Below are 21,774 nucleotides of genomic sequence, written 5' to 3' on the forward strand. Positions count from 1 at the left end.
GGGCCTGTGGGGGTGCGAGGTTGCGCCGACTCGGGCCTGTGGGGGTGCGAGGTTGCGCCGACTCGGGCCTGTGGGGGTGCGAGGTTGCGCCGACTCGGGCTTGTGGGGGTGCGAGGTTGCGCCGACTCGGGCCTGTGGGGGTGCGGTGGCATGCTGGCGGCGTGACCGCCGCCGCGACGAAGATCCGTCTCACGCAGTTCGCCGCCGGGGGCGGGTGCGCCTGCAAGGTGCCGCCGGGTGAGCTCGAGCGGGTGCTGGCCGGGCTCACGCCCGCGCCGTCCGGCGACCTGCTCGTCGGGGCGGACAACGGGGACGACGCAGCCGTCGTCCGGGTCTCCGACGGCCGCGCGATCGTGCTGACCACCGACTTCTTCACGCCGGTGGTCGACGACCCCTACGACTGGGGCCGGATCGCTGCCGCCAACGCACTCAGCGACGTGTACGCCATGGGCGGTGAGCCGCTCGTCGCCGTCAACCTGCTGGCCTGGCCACGGGACCGCATCCCGTTCGAGCTCGCCGCGGAGGTGCTGCGCGGCGGGGCGGACGTCGCCGCCGAGGCCGGGTGCCACCTGGCCGGCGGTCACAGCATCGACGACCCGGAGCCGAAGTACGGCCTCGCCGTCACCGGCACCGCCGACCCCGGCCGGCTGCTGCGCAACGACGCCGGCGTCGCCGGCGTCCCCCTGACGCTGACCAAGCCACTCGGGCTGGGCGTGCTCAACAACCGGCACAAGGCGACCGGGGAGGTCTTCCCCGACGCGGTCGCGACGATGACCACGCTGAACCGGGACGCGTCCCGCGCGGCCCTCGCCGCCGGCGCGGTGTGCGCGACCGACGTGACCGGCTTCGGGCTGCTCGGTCACCTCTACAAGCTCGCCCGCGCCAGCGGGGTGTCGGCGGTCGTGGAGGCCGCGGCAGTGCCCTACCTGGACGCCGCCCGGGCGTCGTACGCCGACGGCTTCGTGCCCGGCGGCAGCCGGCGCAACCTGGACTGGGTCCGTCCGCACGTCTCGTCGTCGGTGTCGGACGACGAGCTGATGCTGCTCGCCGATGCGCAGACCTCCGGCGGGCTGCTGGTCGCGGGCGAGGTGCCCGGCCACCCCGTGATCGGACACCTCGTCCCACGTGGCGATGCGACCCTCGTGGTCCGCTGAGTCGGTGACGCGGTCGCCCCACCTCATGATCGCGGCCCCGGCGGGGCACTGGAGGTCTTCACCAACGGACGACCACAGGAGGTTGCGATGAAGGGCAAGCTCGCCGTGCTCGCAGGCGTCGGTGTGGGCTACGTGCTGGGCACGCGGGCCGGACGCCAGCGCTACGAGCAGATGCGCAACGGGGCCCAGCGCCTCTGGCACGACCCCCGCGTGGCGGAGAAGCGGCACCAGGCCGCCCACGTCGCCAAGGACCAGGCGGCTGCTGCCGCCCACGTCGCGAAGGACCAGGCCGCCGCCGCCAAGGACGCGGTGACCGAGAAGGTGACGGAGAAGGTGCACAAGGCGCCCGACACGCCCACAGACAGCGTGCCGGCGAACGACCTGCCGGACGCTCCCAGCTACCCCGTCTGAGTGGTGGCCAGGAGCGGTCGCTACCCGCTCGCCGTTGGGATCGCGCTCCTCGGGCTCGGTCCCAACGTCGTGCTGTCCACCGCACAGCTGCCCGTCCGTGAGGCGATGGCCGGCGACCTCGGCACGAGCGTCGCCACGCTCGGCCTGGCAACGGGCCTCGGCAGCGCCGGGTTCGCCATCGGCGCCGTCTTCGCCGCACAGCTCGCGCTGCGCCTGGTGCAGCGGCGCATCTTCCTCGTCGCGGAGGCCGCCTTCGCGCTCGGGTGCCTGCTCGTCGCCGTGGCGCCGAGCATCGCGGTCCTGCTCCCGGCGCTCGTTGTCCTGGGGCTGGCCGCGGGCGCGATGCTCATCAGCTCGCTGCCGCCGCTGGTCACCCGCTTCGGTGCGGGCCGGGTCGCCCTGAGCGCCGGCATCGTCGACCTCGGGATCTTCGGCGCCAGCACGCTCGGACCCCTGATCGGGGGCCTGGCCGCGGCCGGCGGGGACTGGCGATGGCTGTTCGCCGGTGCAGCCGGACTCGCCGTGGTGGGCTGGCTGGTGGCGCTGCGCGGCTACGAGCGCTGGGACCCGGCCGAGCCGGAGGCGCGGATCGACACTCCGGCGCTCGTGCTCGTGGTGCTGGCCACCGCCGCGGGGTTCGTGGCCGCGTCACTGGCGAGCGGGCATCCGCTCACCTCGGCCCCGGTCCTCGGACCCGCGCTCCTCGCGGCCGGTGCGTTCGTCACACTGGTCCTCGCCGAGGTACGCCGGCCCGACCCGCTCATCCCGCTGTCGTCTCTGACCACCCAGCTCCCGGTGACCGGGATCCTGGTGGCGATGGTCGGCGGTGCCGTCGTCGTGACGACCACCGACCTGGTGCAGACCCTGCTGGGGCAGGTGGAGGGCCGCTCGCCGGGCGAGGTGGCCATGGTGTTCTGGCCGATGCCGATCGGTGCGCTGGTCGGTGCGGTCGTCTTCTGGCGACTCTTCCGCACCCGTTTCGTCCCCGTGCTGATCGACGTCGGGCTCGCCACCCTGGCGGCCGGCTGCCTGCTCGTCCTCGCCGGGGCCGAGTCGTGGGCGACTCTCCTGCTCGGCTTCGGCGCCGCGTCGACGGTGTCGCCGGGACTGTTCCTCACCGGCCTCGGGATGGAGTCCCAGAAGCTCGGCCGCGGGTTCGCGCTGGTCCAGCTGCTGCGGTCCATGGCGACGTACGCCGTCGCGCCCGTCATCCTCGCGCTCGTGATGCGCTCACCGGACCAGGGCGACGCGGCCCGGGCCGGCGTGCTCGCGATGGCGATCGCCTCCATGGGTGCTCTCCTGGCCGCCCTCGTGGTGCCGGCGCTGTCGGGCGCCCGGCTGCGGGCTCCTGACCTCGAGGCCTGGCTCGACGGCGGCAAGGGGCTGCCGTCGCCTGCGACGGTCACCCACCTGCGGCCGTCGGTGGACGACGACGAGGCGGAGCCGCTCGTGCCCGAGCGGCTCCGCCGCGGACGTACTCGGTGAGGCCTGCGACCGGGACGGCGCACAGGGAACGTCGCTCATGAACACTAGGGTCGAGCCGTGACCAGTTCCACCAAGCCGTCCGACGTCGTACGGCTCGCCGCCGTGGTGGGTGCACTCGGTGTCGTCTTCGGCGACATCGGCACCAGCCCGATCTACACGCTGCAGACCGTCTTCAACCCCGACGACCCGCACCCGGTGCCGGTGAGCACCGACAACCTCTACGGCGTGCTCTCGCTGATCTTCTGGTCGGTGACGCTCGTCATCACGGTGACCTACGTGGGGCTGGTCATGAGGGTCGACAACCACGGTGAGGGCGGCATCATGGCGCTGATCACCCTGCTCCGGAAGTGGTCGATGAAGTCGAGGACCCGTCTGCTGACGGTCCTCGCAGCGCTGGGCATCTTCGGCGCCTCGCTCTTCCTCGGCGACAGCATGATCACGCCGGCGATCTCGGTGCTCTCCGCGGTCGAGGGCCTCAAGACGGTCGACGCGTCGCTCGCCGACCTGGTCGTCCCGATCACCGCGGTCATCATCCTGATGCTGTTCCTGGTGCAGCGCTTCGGGACGGCAGTCGTCGGGCGGGCGTTCGGGCCGGTGATGATCGTCTGGTTCGTCACCATCGGTGGTCTCGGCATCTCGGGGATCGTCCACGAGCCCGGCGTCCTGCGCGCTCTGCTGCCGACGTACGCCGTGGGCTTCCTCTTCGGCCACTTCCACCTGGCCTTCTTCGCGCTGGCCGCTGTGGTGCTGTCGGTGACGGGCGCCGAGGCGCTGTACGCCGACATGGGCCACTTCGGACGCAAGCCGATCTCGGTGGGTTGGCTCTTCCTCGTCTATCCCGCCTGCACGCTCAGCTACTTCGGGCAGGGGGCGCTGATCCTGCACGACACCGGCAACATCTCGGCCCCGTTCTTCCTGCTCGCACCCGACTGGGCCCGGATCCTGCTCGTGCTGCTGGCCACGGCGGCCACCGTGATCGCCGCGCAGGCGGTCATCACCGGTGCGTTCTCGGTGGCCTCGCAGGCCGGACAGCTCGGCTATCTGCCGCGGCTGCGGATCCTGCACACGTCGCACGAGACGCACGGCCAGGTCTACGTGCCGTTCATGAACTGGCTGCTGCTGGTCGCGGTCCTCACCCTGGTCTTCGCTTTCGAGTCCTCGGCGGCACTGGCCTACGCCTACGGCATGGCGGTGACCGGGACGATCACGATCGTCACGATCCTGTTCGGCTACATCGCCTACAAGACCTGGCGGATGCCGAAGGTGCTGCTCTTCGCCATCGTCGGTGTGCTGCTGGCGCTCGACCTGCTCTTCCTCGGCGCCAACATGACCAAGCTCGTGCACGGTGCCTGGCTGCCGATCGTGATCGCGCTCAGCGCCTTCACGGTCATGACGACCTGGCAGCGCGGACGAGAGCTGGTCACCGCTCGACGGCAGGCGAAGGAGGGCCAGCTCACTGACTTCGTGGCCGACCTGGCCGAGAAGCCTGAGCGCGTCGGCGTGGTCGACGGCACGGCGATCTTCCTCAACCGCGGCAACGAGACCCCGCTCGCGTTCCGTGCGAACGTGGAGCACAACCACGTCCGACACCGGCAGGTGGTGGTGGTGGAGGTCGTCACCGCCATCGTGCCGCGGATCGCGCCAGCCGACCGTCTGTCGGTCAACGACCTCGGTCTCGCGCGCGACGGCATCAGCCGGGTGACGCTGAAGTTCGGCTACACCGAGACGCCGGATGTCCCGGCCGCACTGGCGATGCTGACGCCCGAGCAGACCGAGGGAGAGATCGACCTCGACGCCGCGACGTACTTCCTCTCCAAGATCGAGCTCGTCGCCGGCAGGACGCCCGACATGCCGAAGTGGCGCAAGCGCCTCTTCATCGCGACCTCGCACATCACCGCCGACGCCGCGGACCACTTCTCCCTGCCGCGGGACCGGACGGTGATCATGGGCTCGCACGTCGAGGTCTGAGCGGCTCGCCGGATCCCCGCGACTGTCGGGGAGCGCCCGGACATCATACGCGATGGTCACCAGGGCAACCAGGGCGTATGACGTCCGGGGCGGCTCAGCCTTGCGACGAGATGGTCGTCGGCTTGGTCGAGGCGACACCCTTCGTCGGGGCGAAGGTGAAGGTCACGTCACTCGCGCCGGCCGGCATCGGGTCCGGCAGGGTCAGCGTCGCGGTCTGCTCCTCCTTGACCGCGTAGCCCATCGACCCGAGCGACACGCCGCCGGACGTGGCGGAGACCGTGCCTGCGCAACCGCCGTCGCCGGTGCCGCAGCTGATCTGGATCGGCGCCCGGTGGTCGACCGTCGGTTGGACGGTGGTGCTGAGGACGCTGAGCAGCGACGGGAAGCTGTTGCCGGTGGGCGTGTTGTCGCCCTGCGGGTCGAAGCAGCCGTCGAACTCGGAGACCGGGTTGGTGACCGTCCTGCCCGTGGCGTCGGTCATGGTCATGAAGCCGACGAGCTTGCTCGGCGCACCCGCTGTGTAGCAGCCGTTGCTGTGGACGTTCAGCTCGAACTTCCCGTAGCCCTCCTGCGGCATCGGGACCTGGGGGTCCGTCCAGCTCATCAGGCAGTTCCAGTCGCCACCGGGGCCGACGTCGGGCAGGGCGGCACCTCCCTTGTCGCACATCGCCGTCGCGTGCAGCGAAGCGGCGGTGACGTCGGTGCGGCCCTGGATCCGGGCGCGCTGGACGTAGAGGTTGGAGAAGGTCGTCGGGAGCGAGCGCTCGAGCCGTGCCTTCGTGATCGAGCTGGAGCCGCCGTTGACGGCGAAGGCACCCGCGGCGATGGCCACCACCGCGACGAGGGTGGCGAGGATGGGGATGACGGTTCGACGCATGGTCAGCCTCCCGTGATGTCGCGTCGGCGGAGGGTCAGGTAGGCGAGCGCGAGGGTGACCAGGCACCAGCCCGCGCTCGTCACGGCGCCCTCGAGGAGCGGTCGCGTGTAGCGGGGGTCGGTCAGCAGACCGTGCCAGGCCTCGAAGCCCGTGCTCAGCAGGAACGGTCGGATCGGCTCGACGCCGCCGAGCGCACCCACCAGCTGCATCACCATGCCGATGACGACGGGTGCGGCGATGCCGGCCGCCGGGTTGCGGGACCAGACCGAGAGCAGGATGGCGAGGCAGGTGAACGCCAGCATGCCGGGCAGCATCGAGGCCCAGGAGGCGCTCACGAGCGCGAGCGCGTCACCCGGCGCGACCTGCTGGCCGGAGAGCCCCGTCAGTGGGGCGTTACCGGCGATCAGCACGCTGCTCGTGATCGTCGACGCAGCAAGGACCGCCAGGGTGACGATCGCGAAGAGCACCGAGGCGAGGGTCTTGGCCCAGAAGATCCGGCCGCGGCTCGTCGAGCGCGTCAGGACGGTCTTCCAGGTGCCGTGCTGGTCCTCGCTCGCGAAGATGTCGCCGGCCACGATCGCAGTGAGCAGGGGGAGGACCCACTGCGCGGCGAAGCCGAGGATGAGCAGTGCGAGCGCGAAGCCGTTCTCGGTCGCGAAGCGGCCGAACAGCGTGTCCTTCGGCGGGCGTGACTGGCCGTGGATGATGAACACGACGGGGATCGGGCCGAGCAGCGCGCCGAGAAGCACGGCTTTCGCGCGCCACTGGTGGGCCAGCTTGCGTACCTCCCAGCGCACGACCGCCGCGGTCCCGACGTGGCGTGCCCGAGCGGTCGTCTGGACACGGGTGTCGATGATGGTGGTCATCCGGCGGCCTCCTGGCGGGGCTCGTCGTCGTCGGTCAGCATGAAGAACAGGGCCTCCAGGGGAGTCTGCGTCGGGGTGAGGGCACGCAGGTCGATGCCGGCCGCGACCAGCGAGGCGACGTACGTCGAGACGGCGTGCTGCGGCCCGGTGACGGTCAGGCCGCCCTCCTCGTCGTCGACCGCGACCCGGACTGCGTGGCCCTCGGCGAGGCGGACGGCGGCGGTGTCGTTGCTCGTGCGCAGCGCGTGGCCGGGGTCGGGCGCCATCGCGCGCAGCTCGGCGATCGTGCCGTGGAAGGCGACCGAGCCGCGCCTCATGATCGTGACGTTGTCGCAGATCTCCTCGACCTCGTCCATGTGGTGCGAGCTGAGCAGCACCGTGAGGCCGCTCGCGGCCAGCCGCTTGACGAGCGCCCGCATGTCGCGGATGCCGGCCGGGTCGAGGCCGTTCGCAGGCTCGTCGAGGACGAGCAGGCGCGGCTCGCGCAGCAGGCTGGCGGCGACACCGAGACGCTGCCGCATGCCGTACGAGTAGCCGCCCACCTTCCGGTCCGCACGGTCGGCCAGGTCGACGAGCTCGAGGACGTCGTCGATGCGCCCGGGAGCGGTGCCGCCGTCGAGCACGGCGAGGCCCTCGAGGTTCTGGCGGCCGGTCAGGTAGGGGTAGAAGCGGGGGCTCTCGATGAAGCCGGCGACGCCTGCGAGCGTGCCGACGCCGGCCTCTCGCCAGGTGTTCCCGAAGATCCGGATCGTGCCGGAGTCGGGGCGGATCAGGCCGAACAGCATGCGCAGGAAGGTGGTCTTGCCCGCGCCGTTCGGTCCGAGCACGCCGTACACCTCGCCAGGGGCCACCTGGATGGTGATGTCGTCCACGGCGCGGAGCGACCCGTAGGTCTTGGTCACTCCCTGCGCGTCGACGGCGAGTTCTCGTGTCATGGGCGCGACCGTACGGACGGCCCGATGAAGTGAAGGTGAAGTCCGGCCCCTCCGCTACTCAGCGAGCGGCAGCACCACCGAGACCGTCATCTCCGGTCCGTGATCGCACTCGACCGGCAGCGACGGGCCGTGGTTGACGTGCTGGCCGGCGTGGCACAGCCGGAGCTGGCCGCCGGCTGCCGTGGCGAGGCCCTCGACCAGACTGAGCCCGAGCCCGGAGCCGGGGCGGCTGCGGGCCTCGGGCGAGCGGGTGAACCGGCCGGGCGCCGACGCGAGCAACTCCGACGACATGCCAGGGCCCGCGTCGGAGACCGCGATCACGGCGTACGACCCCGTGGTGCGGACCCTCACCGACACCGGCGGTGCGCCGTGGGTGAAGGCATTGTCGACCAGGTTCGTGACGATCCGCTCCACCGCCCGCTCGGGGAGGCCGACCACGGCGCGACCACCGGCCGTGACGGTCAGCGTCCGGTCCGGGTCGGCGGCGAGCGAGCGCTGGACCAGCGCCTCGGCGACGGCGACCGCGTCGCTCGAGCCGCCGACCGTCGGCGTGCCGAGGTCGAGCAGCTGCTCGGTGAGCTCGGTGAGCCGGGCGACGTCGACCGCGAGCTCGTCGAGGATGCGCTCGTGGTCCTCGACGCTGCGGGGGCGGCGGCGTGCGAGCTGGATGCGCGACCTCAGCAGCGTGAGGGGCGTGCGGAGCTCGTGGCTGGCGTCGTTGACGAAGCGCCGCTCTCGCGCCATCGACTCCTCGAGGGCACCGAGCATCTCGTTGAGGGTGTGGCCGAGGCGCGTCACCTCGTCGTCGCGCGCCTCGGGGACGTCGAGCCGCAGGTCGCCCGCGCCGCCCGCGATCTCGGCGGCGCTGCGACGGTAGCGCTCGACCGGTCGCAGGGCCGCCCGCGCGAGCCTGTCGCCGACGAGCGCGGCGATCGCGAGCGAGACGGTCCCGGCGATGACCAGCTGGGCGACGAGCTCGCGCAGCGCCTCGTCGCGGTGGTCGCGTCGCACGGCGACGAGCAGGAGCTTGCCGTCAGAGAGTCGGGTGACCCGCACGCGGTACGTGCCCAGGTCGTTGTCCCGGAAGACCGACCCCACGTCGAGAGTGCGCTCGCCGCTCCTGGGCAGCTGCCGCTCGCTCAGCAGCTCGCGGTCCGGTGCCGTGCCACCCGCGCCGATCACCTCGCCTTCCGGCGACAGGACCTGCCAGCCCGCGCCGGTCGCGTCGGCGGAGGGCGAGTTGACGTGACCGTCGGGCGAGACGAGCGGCGTGATGGTGGAGGTGGCGTTCGCCAGGTCGTTGTCGAGGCCGCCGTCGAGCGCGAGCTGCACCCGCCAGTAGACGAACGCCCCTGCGGCGCTGAGCAGCACCAGCATCGCGACGAGGAAGCCCGCGACCAGGCGCGTCCGGAGGGGAAGCCGGCTCAAGCGCTGCCGCATCCGGCCCCGTGTCGTCCGAGGTCTCATCCGGTCGCGCTCACCCTTCGGTCTCCAGCCGGTATCCCGCGCCTCGGACCGTCGTGATGGTGTGCGTGCCGAAAGGCTTGTCGATCTTGCCCCGGATCGTCGCGAGGTGGACGTCGATGACGTTGCTGCGCAGGTCGGTGTCGCCGTCCCAGACCTCGTCGAGGATCGTGAACCGCGACACCACCCGGCCCGCGTGAGAGGCGAGCAGGAACAGGATGTCGAACTCGCGTGTCGACAGGTCGATCTCGGTGCCGCCGCGGGTGACCCGCCTCGCACCGGCGTCGACGACGAGGTCGCCGACCTGGACGACGTCCGTCTCGTCGTACGACGACCGGCGGTGCAGCGCGCGGAGCCGGGCCAGCAGCTCGTCGATGTCGAACGGCTTCGGCAGGTAGTCGTCCGCGCCCGCGTCGAGGCCGCTGATCCGGTCGCTGACGTCGCTGCGTGCGGTGAGCATCAGCACCGGCGTGGTCAGCCCGATCTCGCGGATCCGGCGGCAGACCGTGACGCCCTCCATGCCGGGGAGCATCCAGTCGAGCAGCAGCACGTCGTGGGAACCGTCGAGCGCCTGCGCGTACGCCGAGCGCCCGTCGTGGACGACGTGGACCGTCCAGCCGGCCTCGTCCAGCGCCTGCTCGAGGAGCGCCGCGAGCCTGACGTCATCCTCGGCGACCAGGATCGACGCTTCCGCCTGCCTCTTGGTCACGGCCGGTCTCCTCTCGCGTCGGGTCGATCAGACCATACGGGTGGGTGGCGACGGTACGGCGTACGCCCTGGAGGGGTCGGGTACCGGTCCCGCCCACTCGGAGGAAGGAGACGGTCATGCCGGGCAAGCAGGAGCTCCCCTCGACCCTGGAGCGCTCGTCGAGGAAGGCCCAGCGGACGTGGATCAAGGCGCACGACGCCGCCGTCGAGGAGTACGGCGAGGGGGAGCGCGCCCATCGGACGGCGTTCAGCGCCCTCAAGCACAGCTTCGAGAAGGTCGGCGACCACTGGGAGGCGAAGGCCGAGATCGGTCCGTCGGACCGGCAGGCGGAGAAGTCCGGTGCGGCTGCCCGTCGCGGCGGCCCGACGGCGGAGGGCGTCGACGCGAACGCGTCGAAGGCTCACCTGATGGACGTCGCCCGCAGGCTCGAGATCCAGGGCCGCTCCACCATGGCCAAGGGCGAGCTCGTCGAGGCGATCATGAGGGCGAACCGGAGGGAGTCGGCTCGGGCCCGCGGCTGAGCGCCCGCGGGCCCGCCGCCATCGCGCAGGCGGCAGCGATCGACGCGCCGACGCCGAGGGCGAGGGTGATGCCCCACGTGTCGCGCCACTGCACCGCGAAGCCGCTCACCAGGGTGCCGGCCGCGGCTCCGATCGCGAACGCGCTCACCACCCAGGCGTTCGCCTCGTTGGCGTGGTGTCCGTGCACGGCGATCGGTGTCTGCGCGAAGACCTGCGTCAGCAGCGGCGGCAGCGCCAGCCCCGACACGAAGGCCGCGGCGAGCCATGCGCCCGGCGGGAGCCCCCATGCCGCGAGTGGCAGGTAGAGGACGGCCAGGGTCAGCGCGAGTGGACGGAGCGCCTGCGCCGGGGTGGCGTGCAGCGGGTGACGCGCGAGCTGCACCGCACCCGTCAGCGCGCCGGTCGCGTTGAGCGCGACGGCCCACGGGCCGAGGCCGGGCTGGTCGTGGGAGCCGGCGTACGCCGTGGCGAGGACCGCGAGCGACCCGACCGGGACCGCTGAGCCCACGATGACCACGAGGATGCGCCGGAAGGCCGGCGAGCCCAGGGGGCTGCCGTGTCGCTCGCCCGGGGGGCGAGGCATGCCGCGCGAGCGCAGCCTCGGGTGCGCGGCGAAGAGGAGTCCGCCGACCAGGCCGATCGCCGCCATCAGGACGACGTTGCCGTCGGCCCCGAGCAGCGCGATGCCGACGGCCGTGGCGAGCGGGCCGACGATGAACCCCACCTCCTGGACGGCCGCGTCGACGGCGTACGCCGACCGCAGCTGCGCCCCGTCGGAGAAGATCGCCGTCCACAGGCTGCGCAGCGTCGACTCGATCGGAGGCGTGGCGAGCCCGGCGACCGTGACGGCCGCGACCGCCGCGGCCGCGTGGTCGACGAGGAACGCCGTGGCCGTGAAGGCGGCGGTGGCCACCACCGAGCTGGCGATCAGCACGAGGCGCCGCTGCCCGCTGCGGTCGACGGTCCTCGCCAGGAGCGGCTGGCCGACCATCCCCGCCAGGATGTAGGCGGACGACAGCACCGATGCAGTCGCGTAGCTGCCGCCGTCGTCGACGACGAGCCGCACCAGCGCGAGCGCGCTCATCGACGTGGGCAGTCGTCCCACGAACGACGTCAGCAGCAGGTAGCGGACGCCGTCGCGGCGCAGCACGGTCAGCACGCCAGGAATCTCCCGGTCAGCGGATGCGGATCACGACGGTGCCGGCGGCCTTGTCGTGGATCGCCTGACGTTGCCTGTCCCAGAGCGGCCAGAGGCCGTCCAGCAGCTGGAACACCACCACGGCGAGGTAGAGGCCGACGAGGGGGCCGACGGATCCGCTCGCGAAGCCGACGACGATCAGCAGGCCCGGGATCAGGAACTGCACGGCCACCCGGATGGCGATCGCGCTCCACGGCAGCCGGCCCGGCGCCTCGCGGGTCCGCACCCGGAGGCCGACGGCGAGCTTGCCGAGCGTCGCGCCCTTCCAGCGCAGCATCACGCAGTGGTAGAGCGTGACGACGACCAGCGACGGCAGGTAGAGGGCCAGCGCATGGTCGTGGAGCACGTTGACGATGTGGTCGACCAGCCAGCCGATCTGCGGGTCGTCGGGATTCGCGTCGAGACGGCGCTGGTAGGCGTCGCCCATCGTCCGGAACTCGGCCCGCATGCTCGCCTGCGCGGGCAGGCTGAGCAGGTTCGAGACGACGGAGAGCGTGACCGAGTCGATCAGGTAGGCCAGCACTCGCCACCACCAGCCGGAGAGCCGCTGGCCGTCGGCCGTGGTCGGGCCGGCGTACGGCTCGCCGAAGGGCTGGGGCGCCTGGCCGAACGGCTGGCCGTACGGCTGCGGGGACGGCTGCAGCGGCGCGACGTGCTCGGTCCAGGTGGTGCCGTCCCAGTAGCGGAGCATGAGCGGCCGGCCGGGCATCGGCCCGGCCGGGTCGGGGTGCCATCCGGGCGGCGAGGACTGAGTCACGCGCGGAACCTAACAGCCGGAGGCGGCGGCTGTCCGCCGACTCGGTGGGAGCGGCGGGCGGATACGGTAGCGGCGCCCATCGCCAGACCTCCTCCCACCGCTAGGACGACCGATGCCCTGCGCCCCCTCCGTCAGCGCCCCCTCCGCCAGCGCTCGCGACCGCGCCGCCGAGCGGCTCGCCGCGCTCGCCACCCCTCCCGGCGCACTCGGCCGTCTCGGCGACCTCGGCGTCTGGCTCGCCGCCTGCCAGGGTCAGGTGCCGCCGGCGCAGGTCGACAACCTCCGCCTGGTCATCTTCGCGGGGGACCACGGGGTCGCCGCGCACGGCGTCTCGGCGTTCCCGCCCGAGATCACGGGCGCGATGGTGCGCACGTTCCTGCTCGGCAAGGCGGGCGTCAGCGCGCTGGCGAAGGCCCACGGGGTCGCCGTACGCGTGCTCGACCTGGGTGTGGACGAGGACTTCGCCGACCTCGACGAGCAGACCCGGACCGCTCTGACGGCGTACAAGGTCAGGCGGGGGAGCGGTGCGCTCCACCTCGAGGACGCGCTCACCGCCGAGCAGACCCGGGCCGCACTGGACGCGGGCGCCGCGGTCGCCCGTGAGGAGATCGCGGCCGGCGCGCAGCTGCTGGTCAGCGGCGACATGGGCATCGGCAACACGACCCCCGCCTCGGCCATGGTCGCGGCGGGACTCGGGCTGCCCGCGTCCGAGGTGGTCGGCCGCGGGACGGGGATCGGCGAGCAGGCGCTCGCCGTCAAGACGGGCGTCGTCGACGCCGCGCTCGCCCGCGCCGGAGCGCGTACGGCGGACCCCGTCGAGACCCTCACCGCGCTCGGCAGTGCGGACCTCGCGGCGACGACCGGCTACCTGCTGGCTGCAGCCCAGGACGGCGTACCGGTGCTCCTCGACGGGCTGGTGAGCGTGGCCTGCGCGCTCACGGCCGACCGGATCGAGCCCGGCGCCGCCGCCTGGTTCGCAGCGGGGCACCGCTCGACCGAGCCCGCCCAGTCGCTCGCCCTCGCGAAGATGGGGCTCGAGCCCCTGCTCGACCTCGGTCTGCGCCTCGGCGAGGGCTCGGGGGCCGTCGCCGCCGTGCCCGTCCTGCGCAGCGCTGCCGCCCTGCTGCGCGACGTCGCTCTGCTCTCCGAGCTCGGAGCCTGATGCTGGCCGACGGGTGGCGGCTGGCCGTCGGCACCCTGACGGCGCTCCCGGTCCGGCCGCCGGAGACCGTGGACGCCCGACGGGCGGGACTCGCCATGGCGCTCGCGCCGCTCGCGGTCGTCCCGCTCGGTCTCGGCGTCCTCCTCGTCGCCGTCGCCGGAGACGCGCTCGGCCTGGCGCCGCTCGTGGTCGCGTTGCTCGCCGTGGGGGCCGTCGTGCTCGGCAACCGAGGCTTCCACCTCGACGGGCTGTCGGACGTCGCCGACGGTCTCGCGGCCTCCTACGACCGCGAGCGCTCGCTTGCCGTGATGAAGACCGGCACCTCCGGGCCGGCGGGGACGGTCGCGGTGGTCCTGGTGCTCGGCCTGCAGGTGGCCGGGCTGGCCGGCGTACTGGTCGGCCCGCACGCCTGGCGGACGGGGGCGCTCGCGGGGCTCGCGGTGTGCGTGTCCCGGGCCGCACTGGTGGTCTGCTGCGCACGCGGGGTCCGACCGGCACGCCAGGACGGGCTCGGACGCACCTACACACAGACGGTCGCGCCCTCGGTCGTCGCCGCCGTCTGGGTCGTCGCCGCCGCGGGGCTCGCGCTGACGGCATCCTGGGCGGGCCTCGACTGGTGGCGCGGGGTGCTCGCGGCGGCCGTCGCGCTGGCGGTGGTGGTGTCCGTTCTCGCACGGGCTGTACGACGGTTCGGCGGCGTGACCGGCGACGTGTTCGGCGCGGCGGTCGAGTCCGCGCTGGCCGCGCTGCTGGTCGTGCTCTCCTGACACCCCGAGACGTCAATCCCTACGGGCCGAGACGTCAATCCCTACGGTCCGAGACGTCAATCCGTACGGTCCGAGACGTCAATCGATCGTGGTCTGCTGCGAGGGAACGATGTCTCGACGGGTCGGATTGACGCTTCGGACCGCCTGGATTGACGCTTCGGACCGTACGGATTGACGTCTCGGGCCGCCTGGATTGACGTCTCGGACCGTACGGATTGACGTCTCGGCGGGTGGGTCAGCCAAGGTGCGGCAGGACTATATGCGTATGCGCATATAGTTTTGTTGGCGGGGGGTACCGAGCGACATGCTCTTCCCGCCGCACACCCTCAGCGAGTACGCACTGCTCGCCGACGGGGAGCGTGGCGCGCTGGTGGGACCGCGCGGAGACATCGCCTTCATGTGCGCTCCACGCTGGCACGACGACGCGGTCTTCTCCGCGCTGCTGGGCGGGCGCGGCTGCTACGCCGTGACACCGCTCGACCCGCGGTACGTCTGGGGTGGCTACTACGAGCCGGACACGCTGATCTGGCGCAGCCGCTGGGTCACCACCGACTCGGTCGTCGAGTCGCGCGACGCGCTCGCGTTCCCCGGCGGCACAGGCAGGCTGGTCCTGCTGCGCCGGGTCGAGGCGCAGTGGGGCGAGGCCCGGGTGCGGGTCGCGCTGGAGTGCCGGGCCGGGTTCGGCGAGCAGCCGATGAACCTACGCCGGCACGGCGACGTGTGGGAGGGCCGGACCGGCTCCCTGCGGCTGCGGTGGTCCGGCGCCGCTGACGCCCGGCTCGAGGACGGCGAGCTGGTCCTCGACGTGACCGTGTCCGAGGGTCGCCACCACGACCTCGTGCTCGAGCTGAGCGAAGCGGCGCTGGCCGCCGACGTGCCGGATGCCGACCGCGCCTGGGCCGCGACCGAGCGTGCGTGGGCCGGTGCGGTGCCGCGGCTGGGCGGCTCGGCGGCGCCCGGCGACGCCCGGCACTCCTACGCGGTCCTGCGCGGGCTCACGAGCAGCACCGGGGCGATGGTCGCGGCGGCCACGACCGCGCTGCCGGAGCGCGCCGAGCAGGGACGCAACTACGACTACCGCTACGCCTGGATCCGCGACCAGTGCTTCGCGGGCCAGGCGGCCGCCGTCGTCGGCGGGCACGATCTGCTGGACGCCGCCGTGCGCTTCGTGACGGAGCGGGTCCACGAGGACGGGGCGCGGCTGCTGCCGGCGTACACGGTGACGGGCGAGCGGGTGCCGGACGAGCGGCGCCTGACGCTGCCCGGCTACCCGGGCGCGCCGACGCAGGTGGGCAACCACGCGGGGGAGCAGTTCCAGCTGGACGCCTTCGGGGAGTCGCTGCTGCTGCTGGCGTCGGCCGACCGGGCCGGCCGCCTCGACGCCGACGGCTGGCGCGCGGTGGAGACCCTGGTCGACGCCATCGAGAAGCGCGGCGACGAGCCGGACGGCGGGATCTGGGAGCTGGCCGAGCGCCGGTGGGCGCACTCCCGGCTGATGTGCGCGGCGGGCCTGCGCGCCGTGGCGGGACGCCGCAGCGGTCCCGTGGCGCCGGCCTGGCTCGAGCTGGCCGACGCGCTCGTGGACTCGGTCGACCGTGACTGCCTCCACCCGGACGGACGCTGGCAGCGCGCCCCCGACGACCCCCGGGTCGACGCCGCGCTCCTGCTGCCCGGGATCCGGGGCGCGGTGCCGCCCGACGACCCGAGGCACGTGCGCACCTGGCGCGCGGTCATCGCCGACCTCGCCGACGACGGGTTCGTCTACCGCTTCCGGCACGGCGACGCCCCACTGCACCGGGCCGAGGGCGCGTTCGTCCTGAGCGGCTTCCACCTGGCCCAGGCCTGCCTCGGCCAGGGGCAGGTCGATCAGGCCCTGCGCTGGTTCGAGCGCAACCGCGGCGCCCTGGGCCCGGCCGGCCTCTTCGCCGAGGAGTACGACGTCGTGCAGCGCCAGCTGCGCGGGAACCTGCCGCAGGCATTCGCCCACGCAGCGCTCATGGAGACCGCCCACGAGCTCGGTCGCGCCGGTGTCGGCGCGGACGGCTTCGACGCAGAGGAGAGATGACATGGCCGAGACGGCCGTTGGATCAGCAGGGACCCGCCCCCGGGTCGTCGTCGTGACAGGTGCCTCGGCAGGCATCGGTCGGGCGTGCGCACGCGCCTTCGCCCGACGCGGCGACTCGGTCGCGCTGCTCGCCCGGGGCGAGTCGGGGCTCGACGCGGCCGCGGCGGAGGTGCAGGCTGCCGGCGCACGGGCGCTGCCGATCAGCGTCGACGTCGCCGACCACCAGGCGGTCGAGGCGGCCGCCGACCGGGTCGAGGCGGCGCTCGGGGAGATCGACGTCTGGGTCAACGTGGCCTTCAGCTCGGTGTTCGCTCGGTTCCTCGACGTCGAGCCCGAGGAGTTCGAGCGGACCACGCAGGTCAGCTACCTCGGCTACGTGAACGGCACCCGTGCGGCGCTGCGCAGGATGGTGCCGCGCGACCGCGGCGCGGTCGTGCAGGTCGGGTCGGCGCTGGCCTACCGCGGCATCCCGCTCCAGTCGGCGTACTGCGGGGCGAAGCACGCGATCCAGGGGTTCAACGAGTCGGTGCGCACCGAGCTGCTGCACGACCACAGCGGCGTCCACGTCACGATGGTGCAGATGCCGGCAGTGAACACGCCGCAGTTCGGCTGGGTGCTGTCGCGGCTGCCGAACCGCGCCCAGCCGGTGCCGCCGATCTACCAGCCCGAGGTCGCCGCCGACGCGGTGCTGTACGCCGCCGACCACCCCCGTCGGCGGGAGTACTGGGTCGGCGGCACGACGGCCGCGACGCTGATCGCCAACGCGGTCGCCCCCGGAGTGCTCGACCGCTACCTCGCCCGCACCGGCTTCAAGGGGCAGCAGACCGACGAGCCACGCTCGCCCGACCAGCCCGCCAACCTCTGGAAGCCGGCGGACGGGCCCGACGGCCACGACTACGGGGCCCACGGCTCGTTCGACGACCGCTCGCACGGACGGTCGTTGCAGGTGTGGGCCTCGCAGCACCACGGCGCGGTCGGAGCCGGACTGCTCGGCGCCGTGGCCGCGACGGCACTGGCCGTCGGACGGAAGGGGCGCCGATGAGCAGCACCGTCGCGGACCAGCTGCTCGCCCGACTGCGGGAGTGGGGCGTGGAGCAGGTCTTCGGCTATCCGGGAGACGGGATCAACGGCATCCTCGGCGCCTTCTCGCGCGCCGGCAATCGGCCGCGGTTCATCCAGGCACGGCACGAGGAGATGTCGGCCCTCCAAGCCGTCGGCTACGCCAAGTTCAGTGGCAGGCCTGCGGTCTGCATGGCGACCTCCGGCCCGGGCGCGATCCATCTCCTCAACGGCCTCTACGACGCGAAGCTCGACCACGTGCCGGTGGTCGCGATCGTCGGCCAGACGAACCGGACGGCGATCGGCGGAAGCTACCAGCAGGAGGTCGACCTGCTGAGTCTGTTCAAGGACGTCGCGAGCGACTACGTGCAGATGGTCACCGTGCCCGAACAGCTGCCGAACCTCATCGACCGCGCACTGCGCATCGCCATGACCCGCCGGGCGCCGACGGCGCTGATCATCCCCAACGACGTGCAGGAGCTCGACTACGCGCCCCCCACGCACGAGTTCAAGATGGTGCCGTCGAGCATGGGCATCAGCTGGCCCGCGGTCGACCCCGACGGCGAGGCCGTGCGGGCCGCGGCCGAGATCCTCAACGCCGGGAGGAAGGTCGCGATCCTGATCGGGCAGGGCGCACGCGGGGCGTCCGACGAGGTGGTCGAGGTCGCCGAGCGGCTCGGCGCCGGCGTCGCCAAGGCGCTGCTCGGCAAGGACGTCCTGTCCGACGAGCTCCCGTTCGTCACCGGGTCGATCGGGCTGCTCGGCACGCGGCCGAGCTACGAGATGATGCGCGACTGCGACACGCTGCTCACGATCGGCTCGAGCTTCCCCTACACGCAGTTCATGCCGGGGCTCGACCAGGCACGCGCCGTACAGATCGACGTCGACGGCGCCATGATCGGACTGCGCTACCCCTACGAGCTCAACATCGTGGGAGACGCGGGCCGCACGCTCCGGGCGCTCCTCCCGCTGCTGCAGCGCAAGGAGGACCGCGACTGGAGGCGGACGATCGAGCACAACGTCGCCCGCTGGTGGGACGTCATGGAGGCCGAGGCGAACGTCGCGGCCGAGCCGGTCAACCCGATGCTGCTCTTCCAGGAGTTCTCGCGGGTCGCGCCCGAGGACGCGATGATCGCCGCAGACAGCGGCTCGGCCGCGAACTGGTACGCCCGCCAGGTCCGGATGCGCGGACGGATGCGAGGCACGCTCTCGGGCACGCTGGCAACGATGGGGCCGGCCGTGCCGTACGCCATCGGCGCGAAGTTCGCCCATCCCGACCGCCCCGCCATCGCCTTCGAGGGCGACGGGGCGATGCAGATGAACGGGCTGGCCGAGCTGCTCACGGTGGCCCGCTACTGGCAGGAGTGGAGCGACCCCCGGCTGGTCGTCGCGGTCCTGCACAACAACGACCTCAACCAGGTGACGTGGGAGCTGCGTGCCATGGGCGGGACACCGGACTTCGTCGAGTCGCAGGCCCTGCCCGAGGTGTCGTACGCCGGCTTCGCGGCGTCCATCGGCCTGGGCGCCCTGACGGTGACCGACCCTGCCGTGCTGCCCGCCGCCTGGGCCGAGGCGCTGTCGGCCGACCGGCCCTACGTGATCGACGTGCACTGCGACCCGGACGTGCCGCCGATCCCACCGCACGCCGACCTCGAGCAGATGAAGAACATGGCGAGCGCGCTGATGAAGGGCGACACGTCGCGCTGGGGCGTGATCAAGGAGGGGCTGAGGACCAAGGCGCAGGAGCTGTTCCCGCACTCGGACGGCTGAGGACCGACCTGACCGTCAGCGGTGCAGGCCGGTCGGCAGTCCTGCCAGGTGGTCGACCAGCCGCTCCATCCTGACGATCCCGAGGAAGCGGCCGGCGTTGTCGGTGCAGACGAGCGGGTGGAACCGCGCGGAGCGTTCGCGGACGATCGCGCGTCGGGCCGCGTCGACGGGGTCCGTGTCGATGTTGACGCGCAGACCGGTGTCGCGGATCGCCCGCGTCAGCCCGTCGAGCGACACGGTCGCGACGGGGTGGTCGCGCTCGTCGACGATGACGACCATGTCCTCGTCGGCGCGGGCGAGCGCGAGGCGCGCCGACTCCTCGTCACGCTCGGCCACGGCGAGCTCGAGCAGCGGGCGCAGTCCCGGTCCGTCGGACGCGCCCGATCGGGACATCAGTTGCGCGGCCACGTCGTTCCCCAGGGCTGCGAAGTCGGCCTGCGGCCTGCCGAGCAGGTAGCCCTGGGCGAGGGGGACGCCGAGGTCGTTGAGGGCGTCGAGCTCGGCAGCCAGCTCGACGCCCTCGGCGAGGATCCAGGCGTCGATGCGACCGGCGAAGCCTCCGAGCATCTGCACCAGCGCCCGCTTCGCCTCGTCGCGGTGCAGGCCCGCGACGAGCGAGCGGTCGAGCTTGATGATGTCGGGCCGGAGCTGGAGCAGGTGCTGCAGGCCGGCGTACCCGGCACCCGCGTCGTCGATGGCGAGGAGCGCGCCGGCCGCGCGGAGCCGGTCCAGCTGCGGCTCGAGGTCGGTGTAGGAGTCGATCGCCACCTGCTCGGTGAGCTCGACGACGACGCGGTGCAGCGGCACGAGCTCGCCCAGCACCGCGGCGAGAGCCGGCCGCGCGAGCATGTCCGGGGCGACGTTGACCGTCATGAAGGTGTTGACGGGCAGGTCGGGCCGTCGCATCAGCGCAGCCCGTACGGCGGCGGCCTCCAGCCTGTCCGCGACGCCGTGCCGACGCGCGGCGTCGAACCACTCCAGCGGGCCGAGCACGTCGAAACGGGCCAGCGCCTCATATCCGACGACCGTTGCACGGGCGACGTCGACGATCGGCTGGAAGTGGACGCGGGGCCCCGTCCCCGACAGCAGACGCTCGAGGTCCTCCGCGGAGGGGGCGAGCGTGGCGTCGGACGGACGGGTCACCGGCGCGTCCACCGGGTCAGGCGTGCACGATGCGTGCCCGGACCTGCTCGACCAGCTCGGCCGGCACCGATGCCAGGCCGTGGTCCCGGGCCGCGTGGCGCGCGACCTCCGCGAGCACGTCGTCCTCGCTCGAGCACACGAACGTTGCGTCACACCCCGGGACCACGTCCCCACAGGCGAAGGTCTTCACGTCTCTCTCCTCCATCGTCGACCGGACCGAGGACCCATCGGCGCGGCGCACGGCCGGCTGAGGAGATTCCGCGTCAGGAGCGGGGCGGCGCTCCTGGCGGCGGCACCGTCGGCGGTCCGTACGCCGGGGGTCCGTACGCCGGCGGGGTCGGTGCAGCCGCATGCTGGCGCGAGGACCGGTCCTCGCGCCTGATCAGCTCGGAGAGCCACTCGAGCAGCGCGTGCACCGCCAGGCCGAGGAACGCGTAGACGACCATCGCGAAGAGCACCGAGGTGTCGAGCACGGCGCCGACCTCGGCGCTGGCGCTCAGGTTGAGGTGGATCGGCGTGAACATGCCGCGGAACGGCTCCATCGCGCGGTCCAGCGACCGGTAGGCCCAGGCGACGAAGGACGCGTCGGGGTTCGCCCCGAAGAGCAGCAGGAGGAAGCCGAGGACGAGCACGACCTCCGTCACGATGACGTAGGCGTAGACCAGCCAGACGAGGACCCGCGCGCCCAGCAGCAGGATCCGCCGCGGGCGATGCGTCGCGGACTGGGGCTGCGCCTGGGCCTGCGGTGGCCGTGGCGGCACGGCGGACGGGACGGTCACCCTTCGACTGCACCAGCCCCGGGGCGGGCCGACCTCCCCCGAAGCGGGTGGTCGCCGCCCTCCTCAGGTGCGTGGGATCCGTGGACCACCCCTCACGGCGGCTTCCGGTGAGCACGCCGGGCCTCGGCCCGACGCGCGCGCGAGGCCGCCGACTCCCGCATCGTCCGGGTGAGCACCCCGCCGGCGGTGGCGATGACGGCCACGTCGAAGATCATCTGGATCATGACCAGGACGCGCGCGAGCTGGCCGGCGGCGTGCACGTCGCCGTACCCGATGGTGAGCAGCGTCGTCATCGTGAAGTAGAGGGAGTCGACCCGTGTCTCGAGCCCGTAGAACTGGCCGGGCTGTCGCTCCGCGATCACGTAGAAGGCGAGCGCGAACCCCAGCACCCCGACGACCAGGGCGAGCAGCAGCCCGTCGATGTGCTGATCGGGGTGGGAGAAGTGCCGGCGGACCTGCCAGCCGACCATCGCGGTGAGGCTGGCCAGGAGGACGGCGGCCAGGACGAGGCGGACGATGACCGCGGTCTCCGCCTCGAGAGTGATCGGGACGGCGAAGTAGAAGCCGACGACGAGCGCCATCGCCGCCGTCAACCGCAGCCCCCGTCGCCACCCTGACATCGGTACGATCCTCGTCGGTGCGACGCCCCCGCCAGTTCACCCTCTCCGGGTGACAGGGCCGCCC

General features: G+C 72.7%; 21 protein-coding genes. 10 read left to right on the forward strand and 11 right to left on the reverse strand.

All coding sequences use genetic code 11. The annotated features are described in order from the left end of the window. The first annotated feature begins 161 nt into the window (after nt 1-161). The 4 genes from selD (at nt 162) to ABD205_RS21545 (ending at nt 5,018) form a co-directional block, all read left to right on the forward strand. Nucleotides 162-1,154 carry a selenide, water dikinase SelD gene (selD, locus tag ABD205_RS21530; RefSeq protein ID WP_344048495.1) on the forward strand — a complete coding sequence of 331 codons (993 nt, stop codon included), beginning with the start codon at nt 162-164 and terminating at the stop codon, nt 1,152-1,154. An 87-nt stretch (nt 1,155-1,241) separates the two neighbouring features. Then, nucleotides 1,242-1,565, forward strand: coding sequence for a hypothetical protein (locus tag ABD205_RS21535; RefSeq protein WP_344048497.1), 324 nt, complete (start codon nt 1,242-1,244; stop codon nt 1,563-1,565). Beyond that, nucleotides 1,566-3,050, forward strand: coding sequence for an MFS transporter (locus tag ABD205_RS21540; RefSeq protein WP_344048499.1), 1,485 nt, complete (start codon nt 1,566-1,568; stop codon nt 3,048-3,050). A gap of 57 nt (nt 3,051-3,107) precedes the next feature. Then, on the forward strand, nt 3,108-5,018 hold the full coding sequence (locus ABD205_RS21545; RefSeq protein ID WP_344048501.1) for a potassium transporter Kup: 1,911 nt from the start codon (nt 3,108-3,110) through the stop codon (nt 5,016-5,018). A gap of 94 nt (nt 5,019-5,112) precedes the next feature. Here ABD205_RS21545 and ABD205_RS21550 read toward each other — a convergent pair whose 3' ends face one another. The 5 genes from ABD205_RS21550 to ABD205_RS21570 are packed head-to-tail and all read right to left on the reverse strand — an operon-like array spanning nt 5,113 to nt 9,869. Continuing rightward, nucleotides 5,113-5,895, reverse strand: coding sequence for a hypothetical protein (locus ABD205_RS21550; protein ID WP_344048503.1), 783 nt, complete (start codon nt 5,893-5,895; stop codon nt 5,113-5,115). A gap of 2 nt (nt 5,896-5,897) precedes the next feature. Further along, a complete protein-coding gene (locus ABD205_RS21555) occupies nt 5,898-6,761 on the reverse strand; it encodes an ABC transporter permease (protein WP_344048505.1) in 864 nt (287 codons plus the stop codon). After that, nucleotides 6,758-7,696 carry an ABC transporter ATP-binding protein gene (locus ABD205_RS21560; RefSeq protein ID WP_344048507.1) on the reverse strand — a complete coding sequence of 313 codons (939 nt, stop codon included), beginning with the start codon at nt 7,694-7,696 and terminating at the stop codon, nt 6,758-6,760. The genes ABD205_RS21555 and ABD205_RS21560 overlap by 4 nt, the downstream gene beginning before the upstream one ends. Nucleotides 7,697-7,750: 54 nt before the next feature. Next, nucleotides 7,751-9,124 (reverse strand): sensor histidine kinase, encoded by a 1,374-nt coding sequence (locus tag ABD205_RS21565; protein ID WP_344048509.1) that lies wholly within the window; start codon nt 9,122-9,124, stop codon nt 7,751-7,753. Between the two features lie 49 nt (nt 9,125-9,173). Beyond that, nucleotides 9,174-9,869, reverse strand: coding sequence for a response regulator transcription factor (locus tag ABD205_RS21570; RefSeq protein ID WP_344048511.1), 696 nt, complete (start codon nt 9,867-9,869; stop codon nt 9,174-9,176). Between the two features lie 116 nt (nt 9,870-9,985). On the opposite strand from ABD205_RS21570, the gene ABD205_RS21575 reads away from it, so the two are divergent. After that, nucleotides 9,986-10,390: a ChaB family protein gene (locus ABD205_RS21575; RefSeq protein WP_344048513.1), complete on the forward strand. Its 405-nt coding sequence runs from the start codon at nt 9,986-9,988 to the stop codon at nt 10,388-10,390. Here ABD205_RS21575 and ABD205_RS21580 read toward each other — a convergent pair. Continuing rightward, nucleotides 10,347-11,549: an MFS transporter gene (locus ABD205_RS21580; protein ID WP_344048515.1), complete on the reverse strand. Its 1,203-nt coding sequence runs from the start codon at nt 11,547-11,549 to the stop codon at nt 10,347-10,349. The two genes, ABD205_RS21575 and ABD205_RS21580, sit on opposite strands and share 44 nt — an antisense overlap. A 16-nt stretch (nt 11,550-11,565) precedes the next feature. Then, nucleotides 11,566-12,345, reverse strand: a complete 780-nt coding sequence (locus tag ABD205_RS21585) for an RDD family protein (protein ID WP_344048517.1) — start codon at nt 12,343-12,345, stop codon at nt 11,566-11,568. Nucleotides 12,346-12,457: 112 nt separating this feature from the next. On the opposite strand from ABD205_RS21585, the gene cobT reads away from it, so the two are divergent. From cobT to ABD205_RS21610, 5 genes are all read left to right on the forward strand, one after another. After that, the gene (gene cobT / locus ABD205_RS21590; protein WP_344048519.1) at nt 12,458-13,507 is read left to right on the forward strand and encodes a nicotinate-nucleotide--dimethylbenzimidazole phosphoribosyltransferase; all 1,050 of its coding nucleotides are present in this window, start codon (nt 12,458-12,460) and stop codon (nt 13,505-13,507) included. After that, a complete protein-coding gene (locus tag ABD205_RS21595) occupies nt 13,507-14,274 on the forward strand; it encodes an adenosylcobinamide-GDP ribazoletransferase (RefSeq protein ID WP_344048521.1) in 768 nt (255 codons plus the stop codon). The genes cobT and ABD205_RS21595 overlap by 1 nt, the downstream gene beginning before the upstream one ends. Nucleotides 14,275-14,578: 304 nt before the next feature. Then, complete coding sequence (locus ABD205_RS21600; RefSeq protein ID WP_344048523.1) at nt 14,579-16,339, forward strand: glycoside hydrolase family 15 protein; 1,761 nt, start codon at nt 14,579-14,581, stop codon at nt 16,337-16,339. Nucleotide 16,340: 1 nt separating this feature from the next. After that, complete coding sequence (locus ABD205_RS21605; protein WP_344048525.1) at nt 16,341-17,381, forward strand: SDR family oxidoreductase; 1,041 nt, start codon at nt 16,341-16,343, stop codon at nt 17,379-17,381. After that, nucleotides 17,378-19,168: a thiamine pyrophosphate-requiring protein gene (locus ABD205_RS21610; RefSeq protein WP_344048527.1), complete on the forward strand. Its 1,791-nt coding sequence runs from the start codon at nt 17,378-17,380 to the stop codon at nt 19,166-19,168. Before ABD205_RS21605 ends, ABD205_RS21610 begins: the two co-directional genes overlap by 4 nt. A 15-nt stretch (nt 19,169-19,183) precedes the next feature. Here ABD205_RS21610 and ABD205_RS21615 read toward each other — a convergent pair whose 3' ends face one another. The 4 genes from ABD205_RS21615 to ABD205_RS21630 all read right to left on the reverse strand — a co-directional run bounded on the left by ABD205_RS21615 (nt 19,184) and on the right by ABD205_RS21630 (nt 21,710). After that, nucleotides 19,184-20,311, reverse strand: coding sequence for an EAL domain-containing protein (locus ABD205_RS21615; RefSeq protein WP_344048529.1), 1,128 nt, complete (start codon nt 20,309-20,311; stop codon nt 19,184-19,186). Nucleotides 20,312-20,327: 16 nt separating this feature from the next. Continuing rightward, complete coding sequence (locus ABD205_RS21620; protein WP_344048531.1) at nt 20,328-20,501, reverse strand: DUF1059 domain-containing protein; 174 nt, start codon at nt 20,499-20,501, stop codon at nt 20,328-20,330. Between the two features lie 73 nt (nt 20,502-20,574). Beyond that, complete coding sequence (locus tag ABD205_RS21625; RefSeq protein WP_344048533.1) at nt 20,575-21,090, reverse strand: hypothetical protein; 516 nt, start codon at nt 21,088-21,090, stop codon at nt 20,575-20,577. A 92-nt stretch (nt 21,091-21,182) separates the two neighbouring features. After that, complete coding sequence (locus ABD205_RS21630; protein ID WP_344048535.1) at nt 21,183-21,710, reverse strand: potassium channel family protein; 528 nt, start codon at nt 21,708-21,710, stop codon at nt 21,183-21,185. Nucleotides 21,711-21,774: the final 64 nt, after the last annotated feature.

Source organism: Nocardioides panacihumi, assembly GCF_039530925.1.
Lineage (GTDB): Bacteria > Actinomycetota > Actinomycetes > Propionibacteriales > Nocardioidaceae > Nocardioides > Nocardioides panacihumi.

Coding starts and splice junctions, on each gene's coding strand:
- ABD205_RS21535 (WP_344048497.1), top strand. CDS start 1,242: ATGAAGGGCAAGCTCGCCGTGCTCGCAGGCGTCGGTGTGGGCTACGTG.
- ABD205_RS21550 (WP_344048503.1), bottom strand. CDS start 5,895: ATGCGTCGAACCGTCATCCCCATCCTCGCCACCCTCGTCGCGGTGGTG.
- ABD205_RS21555 (WP_344048505.1), bottom strand. CDS start 6,761: ATGACCACCATCATCGACACCCGTGTCCAGACGACCGCTCGGGCACGC.
- ABD205_RS21560 (WP_344048507.1), bottom strand. CDS start 7,696: ATGACACGAGAACTCGCCGTCGACGCGCAGGGAGTGACCAAGACCTAC.
- ABD205_RS21575 (WP_344048513.1), top strand. CDS start 9,986: ATGCCGGGCAAGCAGGAGCTCCCCTCGACCCTGGAGCGCTCGTCGAGG.
- cobT (WP_344048519.1), top strand. CDS start 12,458: ATGCCCTGCGCCCCCTCCGTCAGCGCCCCCTCCGCCAGCGCTCGCGAC.
- ABD205_RS21595 (WP_344048521.1), top strand. CDS start 13,507: ATGCTGGCCGACGGGTGGCGGCTGGCCGTCGGCACCCTGACGGCGCTC.
- ABD205_RS21600 (WP_344048523.1), top strand. CDS start 14,579: ATGCTCTTCCCGCCGCACACCCTCAGCGAGTACGCACTGCTCGCCGAC.
- ABD205_RS21605 (WP_344048525.1), top strand. CDS start 16,341: ATGGCCGAGACGGCCGTTGGATCAGCAGGGACCCGCCCCCGGGTCGTC.
- ABD205_RS21610 (WP_344048527.1), top strand. CDS start 17,378: ATGAGCAGCACCGTCGCGGACCAGCTGCTCGCCCGACTGCGGGAGTGG.
- ABD205_RS21630 (WP_344048535.1), bottom strand. CDS start 21,710: ATGTCAGGGTGGCGACGGGGGCTGCGGTTGACGGCGGCGATGGCGCTC.